General features: G+C 53.2%; 22 protein-coding genes and 1 pseudogene. 21 read left to right on the top strand and 2 right to left on the bottom strand.

The window, feature by feature from the left end:
- Positions 1–32 precede the first annotated feature (32 nt).
- From ACHUE7_RS15135 to ACHUE7_RS15110, 6 genes are all read left to right on the top strand, one after another.
- Positions 33–1,439, top strand: coding sequence for an ATP-binding protein (locus ACHUE7_RS15135; RefSeq protein WP_394170733.1), 1,407 nt, complete (start codon positions 33–35; stop codon positions 1,437–1,439).
- Positions 1,439–2,107, top strand: coding sequence for a response regulator (locus tag ACHUE7_RS15130; RefSeq protein ID WP_394170732.1), 669 nt, complete (start codon positions 1,439–1,441; stop codon positions 2,105–2,107). Before ACHUE7_RS15135 ends, ACHUE7_RS15130 begins: the two co-directional genes overlap by 1 nt.
- Positions 2,108–2,215: 108 nt before the next feature.
- Positions 2,216–2,677 (top strand): Spy/CpxP family protein refolding chaperone, encoded by a 462-nt coding sequence (locus tag ACHUE7_RS15125; RefSeq protein WP_394170731.1) that lies wholly within the window; start codon positions 2,216–2,218, stop codon positions 2,675–2,677.
- Positions 2,678–2,854: 177 nt separating this feature from the next.
- Positions 2,855–3,916: a Leu/Phe/Val dehydrogenase gene (locus ACHUE7_RS15120; RefSeq protein WP_394170730.1), complete on the top strand. Its 1,062-nt coding sequence runs from the start codon at positions 2,855–2,857 to the stop codon at positions 3,914–3,916.
- Between the two features lie 89 nt (positions 3,917–4,005).
- Positions 4,006–6,834: a PAS domain S-box protein gene (locus ACHUE7_RS15115; RefSeq protein WP_394170729.1), complete on the top strand. Its 2,829-nt coding sequence runs from the start codon at positions 4,006–4,008 to the stop codon at positions 6,832–6,834.
- Positions 6,835–6,916: 82 nt separating this feature from the next.
- Positions 6,917–7,309, top strand: coding sequence for a response regulator (locus ACHUE7_RS15110; protein WP_394170728.1), 393 nt, complete (start codon positions 6,917–6,919; stop codon positions 7,307–7,309).
- Here the strand turns inward: ACHUE7_RS15110 and ACHUE7_RS15105 are convergent.
- Positions 7,251–8,942, bottom strand: a complete 1,692-nt coding sequence (locus ACHUE7_RS15105) for a diguanylate cyclase (RefSeq protein ID WP_394170727.1) — start codon at positions 8,940–8,942, stop codon at positions 7,251–7,253. The genes ACHUE7_RS15110 and ACHUE7_RS15105 overlap by 59 nt on opposite strands.
- A 136-nt stretch (positions 8,943–9,078) precedes the next feature.
- Between ACHUE7_RS15105 and ACHUE7_RS15100 the strand changes: the two genes are divergently transcribed.
- Together ACHUE7_RS15100 and ACHUE7_RS15095 are read left to right on the top strand one after the other, a co-directional pair.
- On the top strand, positions 9,079–10,215 hold the full coding sequence (locus tag ACHUE7_RS15100; RefSeq protein WP_394170726.1) for a response regulator: 1,137 nt from the start codon (positions 9,079–9,081) through the stop codon (positions 10,213–10,215).
- Between the two features lie 124 nt (positions 10,216–10,339).
- On the top strand, positions 10,340–11,566 hold the full coding sequence (locus tag ACHUE7_RS15095) for a multidrug effflux MFS transporter (protein WP_394170725.1): 1,227 nt from the start codon (positions 10,340–10,342) through the stop codon (positions 11,564–11,566).
- Positions 11,567–11,572: 6 nt separating this feature from the next.
- Here the strand turns inward: ACHUE7_RS15095 and ACHUE7_RS15090 are convergent, their stop codons facing one another.
- Entirely contained in the window at positions 11,573–12,085 is a 513-nt protein-coding gene (locus ACHUE7_RS15090; RefSeq protein ID WP_394170724.1) for a dihydrofolate reductase, read from the bottom strand.
- Positions 12,086–12,223: 138 nt separating this feature from the next.
- Here ACHUE7_RS15090 and ACHUE7_RS15085 point away from each other — a divergent pair, with 138 nt between their 5' ends.
- From ACHUE7_RS15085 to ACHUE7_RS15025, 13 genes and pseudogenes are all read left to right on the top strand, one after another.
- Entirely contained in the window at positions 12,224–12,781 is a 558-nt protein-coding gene (locus ACHUE7_RS15085; protein WP_394170723.1) for a hypoxanthine-guanine phosphoribosyltransferase, read from the top strand.
- Positions 12,782–13,971: 1,190 nt separating this feature from the next.
- Positions 13,972–14,298, top strand: a complete 327-nt coding sequence (locus ACHUE7_RS15080; RefSeq protein WP_394170722.1) for an EF-Tu C-terminal domain-related protein — start codon at positions 13,972–13,974, stop codon at positions 14,296–14,298.
- A gap of 121 nt (positions 14,299–14,419) precedes the next feature.
- Positions 14,420–14,896, top strand: coding sequence for a GNAT family N-acetyltransferase (locus ACHUE7_RS15075; RefSeq protein ID WP_394170721.1), 477 nt, complete (start codon positions 14,420–14,422; stop codon positions 14,894–14,896).
- A gap of 66 nt (positions 14,897–14,962) precedes the next feature.
- On the top strand, positions 14,963–15,646 hold the full coding sequence (locus ACHUE7_RS15070) for an AbiU2 domain-containing protein (protein WP_394170720.1): 684 nt from the start codon (positions 14,963–14,965) through the stop codon (positions 15,644–15,646).
- A 112-nt stretch (positions 15,647–15,758) separates the two neighbouring features.
- Entirely contained in the window at positions 15,759–16,337 is a 579-nt protein-coding gene (locus tag ACHUE7_RS15065) for a hypothetical protein (protein WP_394170719.1), read from the top strand.
- 71 nt (positions 16,338–16,408) lie between these two features.
- Positions 16,409–17,128, top strand: a complete 720-nt coding sequence (locus tag ACHUE7_RS15060) for a hypothetical protein (protein ID WP_394170718.1) — start codon at positions 16,409–16,411, stop codon at positions 17,126–17,128.
- Between the two features lie 888 nt (positions 17,129–18,016).
- Positions 18,017–18,469: a hypothetical protein gene (locus tag ACHUE7_RS15055; protein ID WP_394170717.1), complete on the top strand. Its 453-nt coding sequence runs from the start codon at positions 18,017–18,019 to the stop codon at positions 18,467–18,469.
- An 86-nt stretch (positions 18,470–18,555) separates the two neighbouring features.
- Entirely contained in the window at positions 18,556–18,846 is a 291-nt protein-coding gene (locus ACHUE7_RS15050; protein ID WP_394170716.1) for a hypothetical protein, read from the top strand.
- A gap of 112 nt (positions 18,847–18,958) precedes the next feature.
- Positions 18,959–19,399, top strand: coding sequence for a VOC family protein (locus tag ACHUE7_RS15045; protein ID WP_394170715.1), 441 nt, complete (start codon positions 18,959–18,961; stop codon positions 19,397–19,399).
- Positions 19,400–19,892: 493 nt separating this feature from the next.
- Positions 19,893–20,498 (top strand): class I SAM-dependent methyltransferase, encoded by a 606-nt coding sequence (locus ACHUE7_RS15040; RefSeq protein ID WP_394170714.1) that lies wholly within the window; start codon positions 19,893–19,895, stop codon positions 20,496–20,498.
- 141 nt (positions 20,499–20,639) lie between these two features.
- A pseudogene (locus tag ACHUE7_RS15035) lies at positions 20,640–21,296 on the top strand (VIT1/CCC1 transporter family protein).
- Positions 21,297–21,592: 296 nt separating this feature from the next.
- Positions 21,593–21,889 carry a YciI family protein gene (locus ACHUE7_RS15030; protein WP_394170713.1) on the top strand — a complete coding sequence of 99 codons (297 nt, stop codon included), beginning with the start codon at positions 21,593–21,595 and terminating at the stop codon, positions 21,887–21,889.
- A gap of 308 nt (positions 21,890–22,197) precedes the next feature.
- Complete coding sequence (locus tag ACHUE7_RS15025) at positions 22,198–22,785, top strand: class I SAM-dependent DNA methyltransferase (RefSeq protein ID WP_394170712.1); 588 nt, start codon at positions 22,198–22,200, stop codon at positions 22,783–22,785.
- Positions 22,786–23,226: the final 441 nt, after the last annotated feature.

Raw genomic sequence — 23,226 nt, 5'->3', positions numbered from 1 at the left:
GAATCGGTAGCATCACCTCATGGCGGACGACCATGCGCATCAGTCTTCGATACAAGTTGTTTCTTATTATCCTGCTTGCCAACGCGCTGGTGGCGAGTGCCATTGTGTTCATCAACAATCGCGCCTTCGACGCCGGTTTCGAGGCCTATCTTGAGCAGGTGCAGAGCCGCCGGCTGGCGCCCTTGCTGTCGGCACTGTCGGATATTTACGCAGAGCAGGGCAGTTGGGCCTGGGTGCAGCGTGAGCCCATGCGTTTCTATCGGCTGGTGAGCAACGCCACACCCGGGCGTTCACCGCGCGACCAGCGCCGGGAGCCGGTTCTGCTGAGCGATGCCGACAATACCCTGCTGATTGGCGACCCCAGGTTGCAGCGACGGGCCTATTGGTTGCCCATTGAACTCAATGGCAAGACCGTAGGCTCGCTGGGCGTACCGCAAGCGGTGCGTCTGGGCGCCGAATTCGACCGGTTGTTCGCCAGCCAACAGCGGCGCCAGTTACGCTGGATAGCACTGATCACCCTGCTGGTGTCGGCAGCATTGGCCATCCCCTTCGCGGCGCGACTGCTGCGCCCCATTGCCGATTTGAAGACCGCCTTTCATCGACTGGCCAGCGGCGACCTGGGCAGCGAAGACATGCAGCAGCGCCTTGTCGTGCGCGGCAACGATGAGCTGTCTGACCTGGCGCGGGATTTCAACGTACTGGCCGAAACCCTGCAGCGCAACCAGCAGGCGCGCCAGCGCTGGATCGTCGACATCGCCCATGAACTGCGCACACCCATCGCCGTGCTAAAGGCAGAAATTGAAGCCCTGCTCGATGGCATCCGCCAACCAGACCCCGACACCCTGGCCTCACTGTTTCAGGAGATTCAGCGTCTGGGCGGGCTGGTGAACGACTTGCATGATTTGTCGCTGGGGGATGCAGGCACCCTGGCCTACCAGCCAACCGAGATTGATCTGCTCGACGTGCTGAACACCGTTCACGGCCACTTCGATCTGGAACTGGCCCGCAAGCACCTCGACTGGGCGCTCAAGGCACCCGCCGCACCGGTAACGATGACCGGCGACCCGAACCGGCTGATGCAGCTGTTCAGCAACCTGATGCAAAACAGCCTGCGCTACACCGATGGCAGTGCCAACAAACCAGGCCGGGTAGAGGCCGAGGTTCAGCGCAGCGATGCCGGTATTACTGTGCGCTGGTCCGATTCATCCCCCGGCGTTCCGGACGATGCGCTGGCGTTGCTGTTCGATCGGTTGTATCGCGTTGAAGCGTCACGCAGCCGCGCCAGCGGTGGTTCGGGCCTTGGCTTGTCGATTGTGCGCAGCATTGCCGAGGCCCACCATGGCCAGGTGACCGCCACCCATTCCCCGCTGGGAGGCCTGGTGGTATCGGTCTTCTTTGCGCATCCTTCCGATCAACCAGACTCAGGGAGCCCCGCCTGATGAGCGGCCACATTCTTATTGTTGAAGACGAAACCAAACTGGCGACGGTATTGCGCGACTACCTGATGCGCGATGGCTACAGCGTCAGCCTGCTTGATCGGGGCGATGGCGTTCTGGATTGGCTAAGCCGGGAAACGCCCGACCTGATACTGCTCGACCTCATGCTCCCCGGCACCGATGGGCTCAGCCTGTGCCGGTCCATTCGCAGCACTCAGCAGACTCCCATTATCATCACGACAGCACGCGTCGAGGAGATCGACCGGTTGCTGGGCCTGGAGCTCGGCGCTGACGACTACATCTGCAAACCGTTCAGCCCGCGTGAAGTGGTCGCCCGCGTAAAGGCCGTGCTGCGCCGCACGCACCAAGTTCCCGACAGCGCGCCGGAGCCACAGTTGCAGTTGGCCGAAAACAGCAACCGCGCCCGCTTTGGTGACCGGGATACCGAACTCACAGCCATTGAAATGCGCCTGCTGCAATTATTGATGAAGCAACCCGGTCGCATTTTTACCCGTGACCAACTGATGGACGACATCTACCCCGACCGTCGGCTAGTCAGCGACCGAACCATCGACAGCCACATCAAAAACCTGCGCCGTAAACTCTCGACCCTGGCGCCCGATCAGGAATTTGTGCGCTCGGTGTATGGCGCCGGGTACAAATTTGAGTAAGCCATTGCAAAGAATCCGTCATCCACGGTGGCTCCACACTTTCTGCGAAGTGGCAGCCGATACTGGTTTTCACCGGGTCAGAGGGCCCACTTAACGGAGAACCAGACCATGAAATCCATTTTATCGACCACCCCGCGCCAAGCACTGATTGCCATCGGTGTCGTCGTTGCCCTGGCGGGCAGTGCCAGTGCCGTTTACGCCCATGATGCCATGAACCAGAACCGCATGACCGACCGGTTCGACTACATCTTTACCCAGTTGAATCTGACCGACGCCCAGCGTGCAGAGGTGGTAGACATCATGACCACCCAGATGGCAGAGCGGCGTGAGCAGCACCGGGAGCAACGCGATAGCGGTGCCGAACGCCCAACGGCAGAAGAGCGCCAGGCGTTGCGCGACGCTGCCCGTACCGCCCTGACCGATGAACTGGGCACGGTATTGCAGGCCGACCAGGTTGAAGGGCTGATCACCTACCTCGAAGCCCACCAGCCCCGGGGCGGAAAAGGCATGCACGGCAGCCACCGGGGCGGCCGCTACGCGCCCGCTGAGCAATCCACCGATGCTCAGTAGGTAAACCGCCCATTCAAGGTTCCCTTGCCCGCCCAGTGCGGGCTTTTTTTATTAATACTGGACAAAATACGCTGACGAATTATGGTTACGCCAAGGCCTCACAAGGGCCGACATGGCTAACGCCACTCAACAGTACCGGTGACCCCGGCACTCTCCCAACAAAAAAGGATCATCGTCATGAGCCTGTTTGATCATGTCGAGTTCGACCAGCACGAACACGTCAGCTACGTTTGCGACCCTGACTCCGGCCTGCGTGCCATCGTCGCCATTCACAATACGCACCTTGGTCCGGCCATGGGCGGCACACGTTATTATCCCTACCAGAACGATGCCGATGCCCTGACCGATGTGCTGCGCCTGTCGCGCGGCATGACGTACAAGAGCGCCCTCGCACGGCTGCCGCTGGGCGGTGGCAAGTCCGTCATTATCGGCGACCCGAAGACCCAGAAAACGCCGGCGCAAATGCGTGCCTTTGGCCGCTTTCTGGAGCGTCTGGGCGGCCAGTATATCGCTGCGGAAGACTCGGGCACGTCGGTGGCCGATATGAAAATCGTGCGTGAGGTAACCGCCCACGTCTCGGGCTGTGACGACAAACAAACCCTCGAAGGCCACACCAAATCCGGCGACCCTTCACCGGCAACCGCCTACGGCTGTTTTCTGGGTATCCAGGCGGCGGTTAAACATCGTCTGCAGCGGGACGACCTGAACGGCCTGACCGTGGGTATTCAGGGCCTGGGCAATGTCGGTTATCGCCTGGCAGAAATGCTGGCCGAAGCCGGTGCCCACCTGGTGGTGACGGATATCAACACCGAAGCGGTACAGCGCGCTGTAAAGGAACTGGATGCCAAGGCGGTTGGGCTGGACGATATTTATCGTCAGCCGATGGACATTTTCGCACCCTGCGCACTCGGTGCCACTGTGAACCCACACTCGCTGGAACAACTGCAGGCGAGCATCATTGCCGGCTCTGCCAATAACCAGCTCGATACCGCCGGTACCGGCCGGTTGGTGCACGCCAGGGGCGTCTGCTACGCACCGGACTATGTGATCAACGCCGGGGGCATTATCGATGTGTGTTATGAGAAGCAGGGCAACTACAACACCGACACCGTGAACGAACACATCGAAGGTATTTACGACACCCTGATGGCGCTGTTCGAACGCTCTGCTCGCGAGAACATCGCCACCAGCGACCTGGCCGACACCATGGCCCGAGAGCGGTTGCAATCGGTCGCGTAACCGAAACGCCTGTTCTCATCAATACCGTCACAGACCGTGCTGTGCAGTGCTAGACTGCACAGCAATAATCCGAGACGACGACGGTATTGATGCAAGCACCGCCCATTCCCGATAACGAACGCCAGCGTCTGCTCGCCCTGAACAGCCTGGACATTCTGGACACCCCCGCCGAAGCAGCGTTCGACCGGATCACCCGACTCGCCCGCAATACCCTGGGTGTTCGCACTGTGCTGATCAGCCTGGTTGACGCGAACCGTCAATGGTTCAAATCCCGCCAGGGGCTGGAGACGACCGAAACCTCGCGCGCTGTGTCTTTCTGTGGTCATGCCATTCTAGGCGACGGCCTGTTCGAAATTCCCGATACCCACCAGGACCCCCGCTTTGCCGATAACCCCCTGGTAACCGGGGCCGCCCAAATTCGCTTCTACGCCGGCATGCCGCTGCGTTCCCGCGATGGCTACGCGCTGGGAACGCTGTGCCTGATCGATACGGCAGCGCGCACCCTGACCGCCGGCGAGCGCGAGTTGTTCCGGGACCTGGCCGAGCTGGCTGAAGCCGAATTGCAACGACGCGAACAATTGGAGCGAGTCCACCTGCGGGCCGTTGTCGAAGGTACCGGCGCTGGCCTCTGGGAGTGGAATGTGCAAACCGGGGCCACGGTGTTTAACGAACGCTGGGCTGAAATTGCCGGTTACCGGTTAACGGAACTGGAACCCGTGTCGATCGCGACCTGGCAAACGCTGGTACACCCGGATGATCTGGCGTCGTCGGAAGCCCTGCTCAACGCCCACTTCAATGGAGAAACCCCGGCCTATGAACTGGCCTGCCGGATGCGCCACAAGCAGGGCCACTGGGTCTGGGTGCTGGACCGGGGCAAGGTGGTCAGCTGGACGGCCGACGGCCGCCCGGAGTGGGTGATGGGCACTCACATCGACATTACCGACCTGAAAGACAGTGAAGCCCGGCGGCTGCAAACCGACCAGGCCTTGCAAAGCCGCGAGCGGCTGCTGCGCACCATCATCGACAACATTCCGATGAACATTTACGTCAAAGACCGCAGCGGCCGCAAGCTGCTGGCCAACCGTTCCGAACTGAACCAGCTGGGTATCGAGCAAGAGGCGGATATCCTTGGCAAACACGACCGTGATCTCTACCCCGAACAACTGGTGGTCAAATCCGATCAGGAAGACCGGGCCGTGCTTGACCAAGGCGAGACGCTCTCGCTGATGGAAAACGAGAGCGCCGATCAGCACGGGCGGCCCCTCTGGTATCGGGTGTCGAAACTGCCACTGCGTAACCAGGACGGCGACATTATCGGCCTGGTGGGGCTCAGCATCGATGTCACCGAAGAGCGAAACATCAAGCACAACCTGCACCGCCAGTTGCAGTTTCTGAGTGTCTTGAACGACATCGCGGCAGACACCAAAAACACCCTGAACGACCGGTTAAACCGGGCGCTGGCCCTGGGCTGCGAACACCTCGGGCTCGAAACCGGCATCATCAGTCACATCGAGCAGGACCGGTACACCGTGCAGTGGTGTCAGGCGCCGGCTTCGATGTCACTGAACCCCGGTGATGGGTTTTCGCTGGGCGACACCTTCTGCAGCCTGGTGTTGAAGAACGCTGGCGAACTGGTCATTCATTCAGCCACGGGTACGGAATATCAGCGTCACCCCTGCTATCAGATTTTTGGCGTCGAAACCTACGTTGGCATCCGCCTGATGGTGAACTCTCAGGTCTATGGCACCTTGAATTTTTCGGCCTCCCAGCGCGCACTCAGCTCACTCGATGAAAACGACCTGGCCTTTGTTCGATTGCTCGGGCATTGGGTGGAGTCGGCGCTTGAGCGCGAGCACGATCAGCAGCAATTGCTGCAGCGTGAAGCGCGGTTGCGGGTGCTGTTTGAATTGTCACCGCTGGGCATTGCGCTGACTGACCTGTCCAACGGCCGGTTTATAGCGGTTAACGATTCGCTGGTGCAGCAAAGTGGGTACGACCGCGACACCTTGCTGACCATGACCAAGCGCGAACTCTCGCCCGGTCTGAGCCATCAAATAGACCAGCAGGGCTTTCGGGAAGCCACTGAACAAGACCAGATCGGCCCGGTTGAAATAAAGGTTAAACACCGCGACGGCCACCAGTACCCGGCTAATGTCATCGGCCTGAAAGTCTCGGACGTGGATGGCAGCCGCCTGCTGTGGACGGTGTACGAAGACATCAGCGACCGGCGCCGCATCGAGCGGTTAAAAAGCGAGCTGGTGTCGACCGTCAGCCACGAATTGCGCACACCGCTGACGTCCATTTCCGGGTCATTGAAATTACTGGCAGCCGGGCATTTGGGTGAAGTGCCGGCCGCCGCCAGCAAAATGGTGAGCGTTGCCCTGAAAAACACCGACCGCCTGATCTTGCTGGTTAACGACCTGCTGGATATGGATAAACTCATTGCCGGGCGCATGCCTTTCAAAATGCAGCCTCATGCCCTGCAGCCGTTGCTAGCCACCACGGCCGACAACATAGCGGGCTATGCTCACGTACATCGAGTAGCGGTGACCATCGGTGAGGTACCGCCGGTTAATGTGAAGGTCGATGCGCACCGCTTCGAGCAGGTAATGGCCAATCTGCTCTCCAACGCCATTAAGTTCTCGCCCGAAGGCGGGTCCGTGACGATTGATGCGCGAACGACCACCAGCACCGTCACCATCACGGTGCGTGACCACGGCCCGGGCATTCCGGAGGCGTTCAAGTCACAGATATTCCAGCGCTTTAGCCAGGCCGACAACCGAGACAGCCGACAAAAAGGCGGCACCGGGCTCGGGCTGGCGATCAGCCACAGCATTGTGCAAAATATGGGCGGCGATATCGGCTTCGAATCGCGTCCGGGGCTGACCGAGTTTCGAGTGGTTTTAGTGAGAGTATAAAAAGCTACGAGTTTTGAGCTGCGAGTTTTGAGTTAAAAGCTGTTAGATTGGAGTCAGATTCCTGATCCAGAGGTACCGGCCCATGCCGTTGAACCATGTCATGCATGTGGAAGATGATCCGGATATCCGCGCCATTGCCGAGCTGGCACTGGTAACGGTGGGCGGGCTGGAAATTACCCAGTGTGCCTCGGGCGCCGAGTGCCTGAATGCACTAAGCAACCGTATTCCGGACCTGGTGTTGCTCGATGTGATGATGCCTGACCTCGATGGCCCCGAAACCCTGCGCCAGCTGCGTACGCTGCCTGGCATGCGCGAAGTGCCCGCAGTGTTCATGACCGCCAAGGCCCAGCCCGGCGAGATCAGCGATTATCAGGCGTTAGGTGCCATTGGTGTTATTCCAAAACCGTTCGACCCGCTTACGCTAGCCGATCAGGTGCGCCAGCTGTGGGATCAGTCTCAGTCGGCGGCGGACTGATAACAACCCGGTTCCGACCTGCCTGTTTGGCCTGGTAAAGCGCTTCATCGGCGGCCTTAAATTGCGCCAGGTGGCTGCTGTGACCCAGGGCGTCGCTGATGCCCGCACTGAAGGTCACCCGAAAGTTACCTGCCGCTGTGGTGAATGTCATTGCCGACATGTCAGCGAGCAGTTCTTCGGTGAGCTGCTTGGCGGTGTCGGGTGCTGTGCCTGGCAACAGAATCACGAATTCTTCACCGCCATAGCGCCCGACCGTGTCGGTGCCGCGAAATCGGGCGGACAACAGTTGTGACAGAGTCCGAATAACCTGATCGCCCGTATCGTGCCCGTAGGTATCGTTCACCGACTTAAAGTTGTCCAGATCAAGCACCACCAGACTGCTGGGCTGATGCTTGCGCTGTGCTCTGGCATAGGCTTGTTCTGAGGCCAGTTGCACGGCTCCGTGGTTATTCAGCCCGGACAAAGAATCCCGGTTGACCAGGTCACTCAACTGACGCGCCCGTTCGGCACGGGCGGTGACCAGCTGCACCAGCTCGGTTTCATCCATTCCCTTGTACAGTAAATCGTCTGAGCCGATGTTGAGCAGATCGCTGCGCTGAGTTGCCTGTTCCTGGTCGCCGGTCAGAAACAATATGGGTAAGGTTTCAAAGCGTTCGTGCAAACGCAAAACCCGGGCAACCTCGGGGCCGGTTGCCTTGGGCATGTTGATGTCGAGCAGCAGTAAATCCGGGTCGAATTGTTCAATCTGCCGGAAAATGCGCGCCGGGTCGCTTTCGGCTTTTACCTTTAACCCCGCGGCTTCCAGCAGAGTCTGGTAATACTGCATCACCTGCTTCTGATCGTCCATGAGCAACACACGCCCCTGGAATTCCGGGGCTTGGCCCATGCCGGGTTTGACCAGCCGCAGCAGTTGGTCCACCGATACCGGCCGCATCAGACAATGCGTTACACCGGCACGCACCAGGGCCAGTTGTGCTTGAAAATCCAGCTCATCGATCAGCACGATGACCTCCAGCCCCTGCCTGAGCCACCGGTGTATCGACGCCAGAAAGCGACGCACCGAGCCCTGGCTTTCAGCCAGATCCAGCAGCACCCATTCAGGCAGTTGCTCCGCCTTGCTGGACAGCGAGGCCTGAATCACTTCATAACCCTGCACATTCAGGTTGTTCAGTAATGCCTGGTCTGGGGTTGCCTCTGTCTCGGTGATGTAAGCCAATTGTGGCCGACGAACAGGAACGGAAAGCGCGGAGTAGGACGTGGCGGGGGTGGGCGCCGCTACCGGAGGGGTCGCAGCGGGTGTAGCGCACTCGCGGGCGGCGTCGGGCGTCATTGAGGCCCGTAATTCGGCGAGTAAATTGCCATAACAGTCCGCAGCCGATAGTTCAGAGTGCTGGCGAGCATCCAGCGCCGCCTCCAACTGTGCTGCCCGATGACTCAGTGTGGCGAAACCAAAGGTACCACTGTTGCCTTTGAGCGTATGAATCTGGCGCAGCAGTAGCTGCCGTTCCGACTCCTGTTCAAGCGTTATCCAGCGGTCCCAGAGTTCGGTCAGGCTATCGTATTCCACGGGTAACCGTTGTAGAAACCGGAGCCGTAAAGCAGCGAGTTTTGCGGTTACCTCTTTGGACGCCATGGATTCCTCGCTAACGCACATGTCGTGACAGGAGTGGGCTCATCGAACAGCCCCAATGACGGGAGTCGCATGGCTTTGAACCCCTAATAACGATAGTCTAGCCTACCCAGTGAGTAATAGGCAGCGCGCTTCATTCATGAACATTCTGATCGTAGAAGACGACCCGCTGATGCGTGACCTGTTGCTGACCATTGTTGGCAGCATTCGCAACGGGCTGCTGTTGCACGAGGCCGAGCATGCCGACACGGCCTGGTCACTCTGGTGCACCCAACCGATCGACCTTGTGCTCTGCGACTGGAACTTGCAGGGCATCGATTCCGGACTGGACCTGGCGCGCCGCATTCGTCAGCAAAACAAGAGCGTTCCCATTGTCATGGTGACCGGCCGGGGTGATCGTCAATCCGTTATAGCCAGCCATCGTGCCGGGCTGAACGGCTACATTGTTAAACCCTTCACACCTGAAGATGTGATGGAGCGGTTAACGCCGTTTTTCAAACTGGCTGCCGGTAAAGATGCACCTGGCGCTTCGAACGAACCAACCGACTGGGTTGCCTGGCTGGAGAGTCAGTCGAAACATCTGGACCATTTAACCCTCCTGCCCGATGCGCAAAAAGTGCTCACCCTGCAATGGCAGCAGGAGCTGCCCACCGCCAAATCGCTCGCCAAACTTTGGCAGGACGACGTTATCATTACCTCGCGCTTGCTCAGCGTAGCTAACAGCAGCGAGATGCGGCGCTACGGCCGTTCAGTGCCGACCCTGTTGGATGCCATTGCGACCATGGGCGTCTCCATGGCGATCGCCCAGGTGAGTGCCCTGTTGCTGAACCAAGGCTCAACAGACCGGCCGCCCACCATTAGAAACCGCATGCAGCGTTACTCGGAAGAAAGCCAGCGAGTCGCCGAAACAGCCGCCCAACTCGCAGCCCGCCTCAAGCTCGACCCGGCCCCCTATTACACTGCAGGCCTGCTGTACCGCCTGGGTGAATTTGCACTGCTGGATGTGATTGAACAACACCCCAACCCGGGAATCCCACCCGACGAGGCCATGCTCGACCGGCTGATGAATCTGTTCAGTGCGCGCTACGGCAATGCAGTAAAAATAAGCTGGCAATTGCCTTTGCAGATGCGCGAATACATTGGGGCAATACATCACCTGCCTTCCGATACCGTACGCCGGGATTTGCTGCTGATGCATCTGGCCGGTTTACAGACTCAGCCGCAGGCAGATACTGCCAAATTGGTGCGACTGCAACGTGCACTGGGCTTTCAGTAGCTCCGCCCAAACCGCCATAAGTCACTGAGTTTGAACGCCGCCCAACCGGTGCAACAAAGCGTGGTAAACTGCGCGTTTGCGTCGCCGGTACTTCTGCCGCCGACCCGTTCCGGACTGAACCGTCATGACCACCGCTCCACCGGCCAAACCCGCCCGCCCTGAGATGCGCCTGCCCGAATTCGTCACCCTAATGGCACTGATGACCTCCCTGGTCGCCCTGAGCATGGATGCCATGTTGCCGGCCATGCCGGCCATCGCTACCGACCTGGCCATTACCGACGTTGCCCAAACCCACATGATCATCACTTTTCTGGTGCTGGGTATGGCCTTCGGCCAGCTGTTCTACGGCCCGCTATCCGACGTGATTGGCCGGCGACCGTCGATTTTCAGTGGGTTGGTCTGTTTTACCATAGGCTCAGTAATTTCGATGCAGGCGCAGACACTGGAGTGGATGCTGTTCGGTCGGCTGGTGCAGGGTTTTGGCGTTTCCGGCCCGCGCATCGTCTCGGTCGCGATCATCCGCGACCGCTACATTGGACGCGCCATGGCGCAGGTGATGTCGTTCATTATGATGGTGTTCATCATCGTGCCGATGATCGCCCCGGCGGTTGGCCAGTTAGTGGTCAAACTCTCTAACTGGCGGATGATTTTTGCGGTGTTCATTGGCCTGGCACTCGTCATCACCGTCTGGTTCGGCTGGCGCCACCCCGAAACGCTGCCCAAAGCCAAGCGCAAACCCTTCGCCTGGAAACAGCTGATGCGGGATGGCTGGACGGTTCTGACCACGCGCAGTGCCATGTGGTTTACCGCCGCGGCCGGCTTTATTTTCGGCGGCTTTCTCACCTACCTGAGTTCGGCCCAGGCGATTTATCAGGAACTCTACGATGTGGGCGACCGCTTCCCGCTCTACTTCGCCGCTATGGCGGGTTCCATTGGCGTGGCGTCTTACGTCAACAGCCGGCTGGTGATGCGCTTTGGCACCCGGCTGATCAGTTATCTGGCATTGTTCGGCTTTATTGGCTGTTTCGCGTTGCTCTGGGTACTGGCATTGCTGCAGGGCGGGCTCCCGCCGATTGGGCAGTTTATGGTGATCGGCGCCAGCGGCTTTTTCTCGGTTGGCCTGTTGTTCGGCAACCTCAATGCGATGGCGATGCAGCCATTGGGCAAGGTGGCGGGCCTGGGCGCGGCGCTGATTGGTTCCCTGACCAGCTTTATCTCGGTGCCGCTCTCCTATCTGGTGGGGTTGTTTTTCAACGACACCCTGATCCCGCTGGTCGCGGGGTTCACGATCTTCGGCAGCGCTTCCCTGTTCTGCACCTGGATGGGGTTGAACGGCTTTGTTGAAGAGTAGCGCGGTTTAATCCGCTTCGGGCCGCTCGTAAACGACAAAGGAATAGTCGTACGGGTTGGGGCCTTCGGCGTTGAAATCTTCCCGCGCCAGTTCCTGGTAAGCACCCAGATCAATCGGCGGGAAGACAGCATCGCCTTCGACTTCAGCGTGTACCAGGGTGACATAAAGCCGGTCAGCATGCGGCAGGGCCTGGGCATAGATCTCGGCGCCGCCCATCACAATCACTTCATCGACATCACTGATCACCGATTCAGCCCGCGCGATATCCAGCGCGTCATCCAGGCTGGTGACGACCTTAACGCCCTCCAGGGTAAGGCTGGCATCCCGGGTGACCACAATGTTGGTGCGGTTGGGCAAGGGCCGGCCTATGCTGTCGTAGGTTTTACGGCCCATAATGACGGGTTTGCCGGTGGTGACCCGTTTGAAGTACTTGAGGTCTTCCGGCAGGTACCAGGGCAGCTTGTTATCCCGGCCTATGACGCCATTGCGGGCCATGGCCCAGATGAGGGCGATGTGCATCGAACTCTCCGTCAGTATTCGTGGTAAAAAACAGCGACTATACTACCGAACAGTGAACAGTCTGTCGCTCCGCTTGCACCGCACTCAAGGAGCCGCTAAAGTTCGCCCCCCGTTTAAAACCTGACCACAGAGGCAGCAATGACCGCCATCCCGTCTGATATCCAGCAAGTCTGGAATGAAGCTGATTGCCTGTTTACAGAAGCACAGGTCGAGCAAGCCATCGATAACATGGCGGTCGGCATCTCGCAGGACCTGGCCCGGAAAAACCCCATCGTTTTCAGCGTAATGAACGGCGGCCTGGTACTCACCGGCAAACTGGTCACCAAGCTCGGTTTCCCGCTGGAAATCAGCTACCTCCACGCCACCCGCTACCGCGACAAAACCCGCGGCGCCGACCTGGAATGGCGTACTTATCCACAGCAATCCCTGAAAGACCGCGCCATCCTCATTGTTGACGACATTTACGACGAAGGCTCCACCCTGGGCGCTATTGTCGACCACGCCCACAAAGAAGGCGCCGCCGAAATCCACATCGCCGTACTGGTGGATAAGCAACACAACCGCAAAGCCCGCCCCGACATCATTCCCGACTACATCGGCCTGCAATGCGAAGACCGCTATGTGTTCGGCTATGGTATGGACTACAAAGGCTACTGGCGTAACGCACCCGGCATTTATGCGGTGAAGGGGCTGTAGTAGCCTGTAGTAGCCCCCAAGCTGCACATCCCTACTGTCCAAATGCTCCTATGGGGGAAGTCCACTGCTCGTTACGAAGCATAACGAACCCCAGAACCTTACTTCCGCTTACCTAGCGCAAATAGTAGGGTTCCAGGGTTGCATGACCAACTGCTGCACCCACCCCCAGCAAAGCCCGGTCCTAACCGCCACCGACGTTCGCCCGGTCTTGCAGGGGCATCCCAGGCCCACCACGCCCTGCCGCAAGCATCCCTGCTCGCTGCGAAGGCCGTTACCAGGCCTGACCTCAACGCCAAATGAAAATACCCTACCAATAAATACTTGCCATCATCACTCCGCAGTGACATGGTAATTGGACAACTCAAATCCCTTGGTGTGCCCTGTAACCGGCCGGGCGGTAGCGAGTCTGCACGATTAATATCCACCGTATCTGACAGTAGCCCCCGATATCCCTGATCTTGCCCCTAAACATGTTGAACCTGTCCTGATTTGATAGATATCTTGTTGGATAGCGTGCCGCTTCGCACCAGAGTGCGACGCAGATATCGGGGAATATCTGGAATATGTGTCGCTGGAGACACTGATATCGGGAATCATTGTCTAAACAGACGGTTTTTCCGGTTCTGATATGTGCGGATTGAGGAGTTTGATATCGACTAAAGCCGCTCTATCACTGGGTTCTAGCGAAATTGCGTGATTGCGTTTAAGTTACTATTTCCGGAATCATCGTCGGGAACGACGATGAACAAACTGTTAAGGTATCTATGATTATTGATGGTATATATGCATGGGTCCTATTGTTTCTTGTGTTTTCAATGCTCAGTGGTGGTCCTATCTACATTGTAACCTACAGACGTCTAAAGCAACGCTATGCCTCAGTGACCTTTGCTGTAGTTCTGTCTATTATATCCAGCTATCTGCCTATTAGCGTTCTACTGGTTGGGCTTCTTGCGGCAAAGTCGTACACATCCTTTGAAGGCGTTTATTTCTGGGGAACTCTAGGTGCACTGGTGATGGTTGGAATCACCATGAGAGGATGCTTTGACTTGTGGAGCGGGGCGTCTAATGACATTCCGTTATACAGCCAGGGCAAACCTTAACAAGGCCAGGCACAGCGACGACTTTTCCGTTGCGGCTTCGCCTCCACTACAAAGCCGCGCGTGCTGGCGGCGTTATGTGGCTTAAGAATTATGCCAGTACCTAAAGATATAGAAGCGGAAATATATTTTCTCACTGCAGCAGAAGGCGGTAGGTCTACACCAGCCTATACTGGCTACAGGCCGCAATTTTATTATAACGAGCACGATTGGGATGCTTCTCATATTTATCCTGATGTAGACGTTGCAAACCCCGGTGAAACCGTTCGAGCTTACTTAGGTTTTCTAAGCCCACAAGAACATATAGGTAAAGTTCATGTGGGCATGAAATTCCTAATTAAAGAAGGTGCTCGTACTGTGGGTAAAGGCGTAATAACTAAAATTATTGAACTGGAGCAATCGGCAAATCGTGCAAAGTAGTCAGTCACATAACAATCAGCTCAAGCCGACCTCCACTACGTTGCTCGCTTTGTGCTTTTCCGCTACGCTGGCACAAAACAATCAACTCCGTTCCGGCGGCTTAGCTGGGCGTTAGGTTTGAATGAATACAATAATACGTGAAGCTAGAATTGAAGACCTTGATGCACTTTATGAACTCAATAGCGTTGTTCATGATCTCCATGTGTCCTTCAACGTCGGTGTTTTCAAAGAAACAGATCAACTAGAAGTTATTTCTTGGTTTAAGGAGATAATGACCGAAAAAGATTTCTCTGTGTTCGTTGTTGAGCTGAATGGCGAAATAGCAGGCTATATTCTGTGTAAACTAAACCAACGGCCAAGTAATATATTTTTGAATGCAAGATCATCAATTTATGTTGAGCAGATAGCAGTTAGCAATAGATTTCAAAGACTAGGTATTTCCAAGCTGTTGTTCGAACGTGTATTTCAATATGCAAAGAAAAACGGTATTTCAAAGGTTCAGTTAGATGTCTGGTCGAAAAATGAAGCGGCTCATCAGGCTTTTGAAAAACTTGGTTTCAAAACATACAATCAGAAAATGGAGTTAGAGCTTGAGTAAACCTAACAATCACAGGCAGTCGACGCGGAAAAGCCCGCGCAACTGCTGCAAGCGTTAGTATCAAATATGAATCCGAAACAAACCGTTGAAAAGTTAACAGGCCACAACAAACACTTACTGACATATTTTCTAAGTATATTGAGAAAATACGAATTGATTAGGCCAATGCTAAATTCGAATGAATTGAGTAAGAGGTATGGCGCAGGCGCTGCGGGTCAGGGATTCTATATCCTGAAAATGAATATGTTTCTTAGTATTGTTCAAGATGTAGCTAAAATTGTATTTGATGTTTCCAAAAAGGCACCAAGTCTTAAAAAAATCATTGAAGCACTTGAAAATGATGCAGTTGTTGAGCTTTTAGAGAGAAAATATATTAGTGCTTATGAAGGTGAAAAACTACCAGATGAAATTAAGGAACAGTTTAAGATCGAACGGTCTGAAAAGTTTAAGGAATATTTAGAACAAGCTAAAATTCTATATAAACATGTAGCATACAGCGGTGAAGCTATTAGTTGTAAAACCGCAAGGGACAAGTACACCGCACATTTAGAACTGAAGTTTGTTGAAGGTGAATACCGCTACCCGGATATTTCCGAATTCGAACTTTCTTGGAATATTGCGGACCAGCTGTTAATAGACATTAAAGAACTTGTATCGTTGCTAACGATGATTATCAGAGATGCTGACTTTGCATGGGAATCATTTGAAAATCATAACAAAAAAATATCGGATAATTTTTGGGCAATATGATACTAACAAACCAAGGCTACTCAGGCCAAAACACCGCTACGCGGCAGGCCTTGGACTCAATTACGCTTCGCGCAATTTCGCCGTAGCTTAGGAACGTTAACTGGGAATAAACTTGAACATCGAAAAGTTGTCTGAATATGTTTATGAAGATCTAAATGGGTTCATAACCCGTGTCGATCTTACGAATGATCTTGTCATTCATTTTCAGTGCGATGATATTAAGGAAATTGACGTAATTAGAAAATTCACTATCACTTGCCATGATGTAATCGAGAGTGATGTTCAACCTGGCTTTACGGGTGTTATAGATTTTCTTAATGAGCATCAATTGCTTTGGAAGCATAACGCGCCCCAAGGGTATTTGTACTATTCAAGCGAAGCTGAGAATCACTATGATTTGCTTGGCAGGTTGTGGGAAACCCATGAAAAACTTGTCGATGGTTGGAGACAATTTTCAGAAACGATAAATACACGGAATGCCGGTATTTTCATAGAGTTTTGCAAAGACTCAAATGGGCTGTTGGCTCAGGGACCTAAACCGCTGCTTGATAAGTTTCAAGAAACTGCATTAAAGCACTTAAAAACAAACTATGTTCCCTCCATTACTCCAGAGGGTGGATACAAAGCGCTAGTCTTTGATTGTAGCTTTGTAATTTGTAAGGCTGTTACTGTAAATGAACTCACCAGTTAACAAACCATTGCAACGGACTCGGAAAAAGCCCCTCGCCGTTGAATAGGGGCGTTAGGCACTACCTCAAGATTATGGAACGACTCAAATATCTGATCTCAGAACTTAAGAAAACCGCCGATGATGATTGGTGGTTGAGTGAGGTCAGCTCCATCATTGAGGAAGATGACGACTTTTTTCTCGATGACTTAAAGGTTTACGGGAAGGCCCTTGAGGTTCTTGATGAAGGTTCCTGGCGAGAGTTTGCAAAGAAAGCAGCTGGATACATTAAGCATGATTCTAGAAGGCGTGGAAAACAGCAGTTCATAAACATTTTGAATGAAGTGTTGGCTTACGAATACCTGGTGAGCACCGGGCGTTCTTCTGTGCAATTCGTGCCTGAGAGTGCCGAAGGTGGAAGCAAAAATAAGCCAAAATCTCCGGATATCCAGTTTCTGGAGAACGGAGAGAAATCTTTCTGTGAAGTCAAAACGATCGGGGTTTCTGAAGAGGAACTGGACCGTGTAGAAGCAGACGAGATTTACAGCGCTACTGTGTACTATTCTTTGTCAGATGGTTTTTTGAACAAATTATCGTCCGATATAACTTATGCGGCTAGCCAAATACCTACAAACTCAAGTAACAACTTGATCTATGTAATCGTGAATTTTGATGACTTTGTTGGGCTTTACTACAAAGAGTATGAGAAGCAGATTCGGCATCATTTGTCGCAGGCTCACGAATCAGTTCAGGTGTACTTGAGAATTGGGCTCCGAGGAAGGTTTTCAATTCAACACATGCCGCGAAATGCCTAACCAATGGGTGAAGCTGACCGGTACTACGCTGCGCTTCGTACCGGCAGCTTACCCAAGGCGTTATAAGTCAGAAGGATCGACAGCGTGCTGAGTCGCACAGGTATCGGAAAACTGAATGCCATCAGCGCCTACTTCGCTTGGGCGATGCTATTGATCTGCGGTTTTTACTTTGTCTACGCACTGGCAACTGAGGGAGGAAGTGAAAGCACGTTGCTCAGGCTGTTCTATGGGTTCCTGATTTTCGGGGTAGTGCATTTCGTTTTGGCGTTTTTTGTGCGGTGTCCGCACTGTAATCGATGTCTCACAATCCAAACTTTCAAGCAGCCTCACCCAGCATCAAGCGGTAATTGGGCGTCGGTAGTCACAAAATGGTTTAGTGGTTCAATTGTGTGCATCCACTGTGGGGTCCGAGTTGATACCAAAAACTTATAACAAGGCCATTAAGGTTGTTCCGGGCCTTTGGCCCTCCACCGGACGGCTTTCAGCCGCCGCTTATGGCTGGCGTTACAAGTAAATGGCTATGGACGAAATTGAATCATTGCCACTTCACGATGCCCTCATGAAATGTATCAGGTTGGAGTGGAGTGAGGCCGTGTTGGAAATTGACCTTCTTGTGTTTACCGAGCGGGAAAAGTCGGCGCAGCCCCACGCGCTTCGGTTCACGGGAGTATCCAACTTTCGGGCGCCACACGAATGTCCTTGGGGTGAATCAATTTCCATAAATGCGGTTAAGCGAACTGTAAAAGGATGTGAAATCGAAATGCAAAGCGGTGATGTACTTATCATTGAGGCGCAGAGCTACAAGCTTGAGCCTCGAAACTTGTAACAAGTTTAGGCAGGCGACGCTGAAAAGCGCGCGCCTGCTAAAAGCGTTACGCATAGAGGAATATGAGAGCACTCGTTGAGATCGTTATTAAAGTTTTTGCTGCCTACCTGGTCTTTAGCACTGTGGGAAACTATGTGCCTCTGGCTTTTGTTCCTGAGGCGTGGAGTGTGCCAAATTCACCACGCATTGGATATTTGGCAGCAGGCCTCTTGGTGCCCATCAGTATTGGTATTGTTTTATGGCTTAGTGCCCCGAAAATTTCCAAGAATGCTTTTTCTACCGAAACACCAGGACCGGTAATTCCTGAAAGTGGAATTGTCGCCGCAGGGGTGTTTTTGATTGGTGTTTATTGGCTCGTCCGCTCTATCAGTGTTTTGGTGACTCAGTTGAGTGCTCAGGCGCAAATAAATTATGGCTGGTGTGTGGTTTTGGCTTTCTCTGTCGGTCTGATTCTCGGTAACGACATATTAGCCAAGGTGTTCCGAAAACTTCGTACTGCGGGAACCAATGTATAACCAGTCGCTTAAGTACGTTCCCGGCCCGAGGGCCGTCCACCGGATGCCCTTGTCAGGGCACCGCTTAGCTAAGCGTTAACATTCTTATGAGTTTCAGAAGAGAGTTAGAGAAAAAGTGGAAGATTACTGTCGCCTTTTTGAGCGAGGCACGCGCAATTCTTTGTGAATATCAGGGTGTTGGAAAGTATATCGCTGAGTATGATGAATACCTTGATCACAATGAACTAGAACTTGCACTAGATATGCTCGAAGAGGCAGCACTTGAGGCAACAAGCAAGCCTCCAGCAGAAATTTGGATAAAGCTCGGAGAGGCTGCAAACTCTATGGGCTTAGTGGATCGCTGTGAATTCTACAGCAAGAAAATACAAAATAGTTAACAATGCCATTAATTTGACAGTTTTTCCGTTACGCCTTTTGTGCTTGAAAATAGCACAAAAGTCTCCACTCCAAAACTGCAAATTATGGCAGCGTTAAGCATTCGGAGTGGTCATGGACGCTGAGCTCAATACAATTATAATTTACGCACGAAATATGAATAAAACCGCCGATTTTTATCGGAAGTATTTTGGCTTTAAAACTACAGGTGAAGCACTAGAAGGTTTGATCGAGCTTACTTCAGAAGGTCGCGGCTTCACTATACTGGTTCACCAGGCAGCCAAGAGTATCAAGCTTGGCCAGGCAGGGGTTAAACTCGTATTTAGCGTTCAGGATATTGAAGGATTTAAACGCGAATGTGCTGAGTTGGGCTTGGTTTTTGGAGCCACACATCAGGCAAATGGTTATTCATTTTCTAATGCTAAAGACCCTGATAAAAATACCGTGTCAATTTCAAGTAGAGCGTATAGAAAAAATTGCTTAACAAGCCGCTCAAATTCGTTCTGGCCACAAAAAGCGTGGCCTCCACCGGGCTCGCTAACGCTCGCCGTTTAGCGGAGCGTTAAGTGACTATGAAGTACGTATTTAGAATCGAGTTACTTATTGTTACTCTCGTCCTCCTACTTATTTGGTTAGAAGGTCTTGCCATATACTTGCTTGCGGCGGTTACCAGCTTGTCTTCGGGTGAGTTTATTGAGTCAGTGCTCCCGGTTATTGTCACACTACTAATTGTCTTCAGCTTTTACAGCTTCAGGGTTATCTTTCAAGTTACATGGCATGGTTTAAAACTCGTAAAACTAACCAAGCTGCAAATTATTAGTACCGTTTCACTATTCTTGGGCCTAGTCTCATTAGCCTTTGTAAGTCCTTATCAGTATTGGCTGTTTGCTGTTGTTATCTTAGGTTTTGGGCATTTATGGTATCTTGCAATAATGCACAGGTAACACTTAACAAGTTGCTCAGGTACGTTCCTGCCGTGCGCGGCCTCCACGGGACAACCTGCTGCGCAGTTTGACCCATAGTAAAACGTTAAATTAAGGTAAACTAGATGCCGTCGGTAGAGATATCGAAATATTTTGAGGCTACTGAATTTAGAGATACTCGCGAAGATCTTAAGTTAGGTATATCGCTTGTTGAAGGTCCCCGAACTGCTATCGATTGTGGTTGCGGAGCGGGAAGTGATATCGCATTTTTGAGGTTCAAGGGGTTCTCTGTACACGCCTTCGATATAGAATCTGAAGCTATAGCGAGATGTCAGAATAGGTTTAGTGGAGATGATAGTGTATCGCTTTCAAAGGATAGCTTTAGTACATTTCATTACCCTAGAGCCTCTTTGGTCGTGGCTGACGCTAGTCTGTTCTTCTGTCCCCAAGACGAGTTCGCAGACGCTTGGGAGAAGATCTGCGCGGCATTACTTCCAGGCGGTATTTTTGTTGGCTCTTTCCTGGGGCCAGAAGATACCATGGCAGGTCCCGAGTATGATCGCAGTGCTTTTTGGCCGAACGTGTTGGTCGCGACGGAGCATAGGGTAAGGCAATGGCTAAAGCCTTTTGAAATCATTTCATTCAATGAGCACCGTCATTCCGGCACGGCTCCCGGAGGGACCGAACAGCGCTGGCACATCTACTCAGTGGTTGCACGCAAAAAAAATTGACAAAACACTACATGCGACGAGCGCGTGATTGCAGCGTTAGGCGCTACTGCTCACCTGTTTACTTGGACTTCGCATGAGACACTCTGAACGACATAGAACAGAACAGAACAGAACAGAACAGAACAGAACAGAACAGATCGGATCGGCTGGCTTCGTGCTGCAGTTCTTGGTGCAAACGACGGGATTGTGTCTACTGCAAGTCTGGTATTGGGTGTGGCGGCGGCAGGGGCGGACTCTAAGGCTGTGTTGGTTACAGGTGTTGCTGGTCTCGTTGCCGGCGCTATGTCAATGGCAGCGGGTGAGTACGTGTCAGTCAGCTCTCAAGCAGACACTTAGGGAGCCGACCTTGCCAGGGAGAGAACCGAACTGGCAGATGCGCCTGCACAAGAGCATGCGGAACTTGCCGAGATTTACGTAAGGCGCGGCTTAGACCGGGCGCTCGCAGACAGCTTAGCAAGCCAACTGATGAAGCAGGATGCACTTGGGGCACATGCCCGCGATGAACTCGGCATTTCAGAAGTTTCTACGGCCCGTCCAATTCAGGCTGCATTGGCGTCGGCAGGCACATTCTCGTTAGGTGCGGCCCTTCCCCTATGTGTCGTCCTGCTATTTCCGGAGTGGTTGCTTATGTGGGTCGTCACTGGCAGTTCATTGGTCTTCCTTGCCTTATTAGGCTCATTAGCAGCGAAAGTCGGCGGTGCTCCTGTTTTTAAGGCTGCCTCTCGGGTCTCGTTTTGGGGTGCTTTGGCAATGGTGTTGACGGCTGGGGTCGGTGCGCTCTTCGGGGTGGCCGTATGATTATCTGGAGGTGCACTCTCTCGCCTAATAAAGCGCTGCCGTCGGAAAAGTGAACTTGACCCGGTTGTACGGAGACCAAAATCAAACTGACGAGGTGTCCAATACCAAGATACACAAAGCCCAGAAAGACCTGGCAGCATTCAAACGAATTCAACGCTAAGGCAGTTCAACTAAGCCTGATTGAAGGTGTGCAAGTACAAGAAGTCGCCAGCAGACTGGTTGGTCTTGCTCTGCTATATTCCGCTACGAGCGCCTAAGCAACGGATTCAATAGTCACATTTCCCAGGGAAAAAAGTATGAAAGACGTAAGGTTTGTGGTGTTTCACACCCCAGGTCCGCAGTGGCTTGAGGGCCAAACGCTGTTTGACCAGCCTGGTGTTATGGAACATGTCAGCCACTACAGCAAGCTTTTGGAAGCTGGGAAGCTTGCTCTGGGCGGTCCACATCTCGACGCTGATGGTGGCGGAATGATGATACCGGCTGCCGGTGTTACCGAAGCAGAGATTGCGGCGTTCGCCGCAGAAGATCCGGCCGTCAAATCGGGCGTCCTAAGCTTCGACGTTCGGCCATGGCTTATCGGCATGAGTGCGTAGCGAAAGCGGACGTTACCCAAATTATCGGCAAAGGCGACGACTAGCCCTCCAATCAAGTGGAGTAGGCAATCAAGACACGCAACTTAGGTAGTTATCGAGGGTTAGGTTACTCTAGCTTTGATACTTTGACTGAGCGATGGGGGTCATTCTCGCCGTTTCATTGAGAACTCACCTTGCTTGCTCATTGGTTCATAAGATACTTCCGGTATTGGTGATGTATTACCCAGAAAGAAATGTCTCGGCGTCGTTGATATTCGGATTTCCTGGTGACGTTAGAGAATGTAAAATTTAGAAGAGAGCATTGTAAAATGGATGACAGCTGGGATAAATACGCAGATGGGTGGGACAGTAACCCAGCTGTGATAGCTTACGCCGATAATGCTTACCATGCATTGAGAAATACCTTGGATCCAGATGGCTGGCGTATTCTCGATTTTGGGTGCGGCAGTGGCTTACTAACCGAACGATTATCTGATTCGGCAAGCTCAATTGTGGCTCTCGATCCTTCTCAAAAAATGATCGAAACGCTTGATGCTAAACACCTTAAGGATGTGGTGACCATTGCATCTGAGTTAGATCAAAATGTGATCTTAAATAACAGCCACTTAGCATCAACATTTGATCTGATCGTGGCTTCATCTGCCCTGGCCTTTGTTTCCGACTATACAGAAACCTTGAAGCTTCTAAAGCAAGTCCTTCGTCGGGGTGGTTATCTGGTGCAGTGGGATTGGTACAAGAAAGAAGGCGACGAGGGATATGGCTTCACTGAGCAGCAGGTTCAATTGGCAATGACGGAAGCTGGGTTTTCAACGGTCTCCACATCGATCCCTTTTTCGATGAAAGGCGAAGGGAGTACGTTGGATGTGATTATGGGGGTGGCCATAAATGATTCATGAATGCACCATCGGCCTTGCTACCAACCTGTAAAATATGTGAATTGACCCGATTTTACGGTGACATGACACTGTACAAATATGACTGTTCTTCTGGAACGAATTCAAGTTGATGACCAACGCATAACAACATTATTAGTTGCACCCTTACTCAATCCAACAGACTGTTGTATAAAGGACGTGGCCACAGCTTAAAGTCGTGCTGTATCAATCACAGACAGTTGCTGCGACAAGTACCCGAAATTACTGCAATCCCTGGAAAGTCGAATGATCATAAGGTGGGCCTGAAAACTTTTCTCAGACCAGTATAGGTGTCCTATCATTTGGGGAAATCAGAGTCTTACTGAACATGCTATTTTAATAGGTATGATAAGGCGCTATCGCTGCTGCACATTGCTACACGACTCATTTCTCTCGCCGGTTGAGACTAACAGAAGGGGTGTT

Source organism: Saccharospirillum alexandrii (genome assembly GCF_043641555.1).
Lineage (GTDB): Bacteria > Pseudomonadota > Gammaproteobacteria > Pseudomonadales > Natronospirillaceae > Saccharospirillum > Saccharospirillum alexandrii_A.
This window is presented reverse-complemented; position numbering and strand designations above follow the sequence as displayed.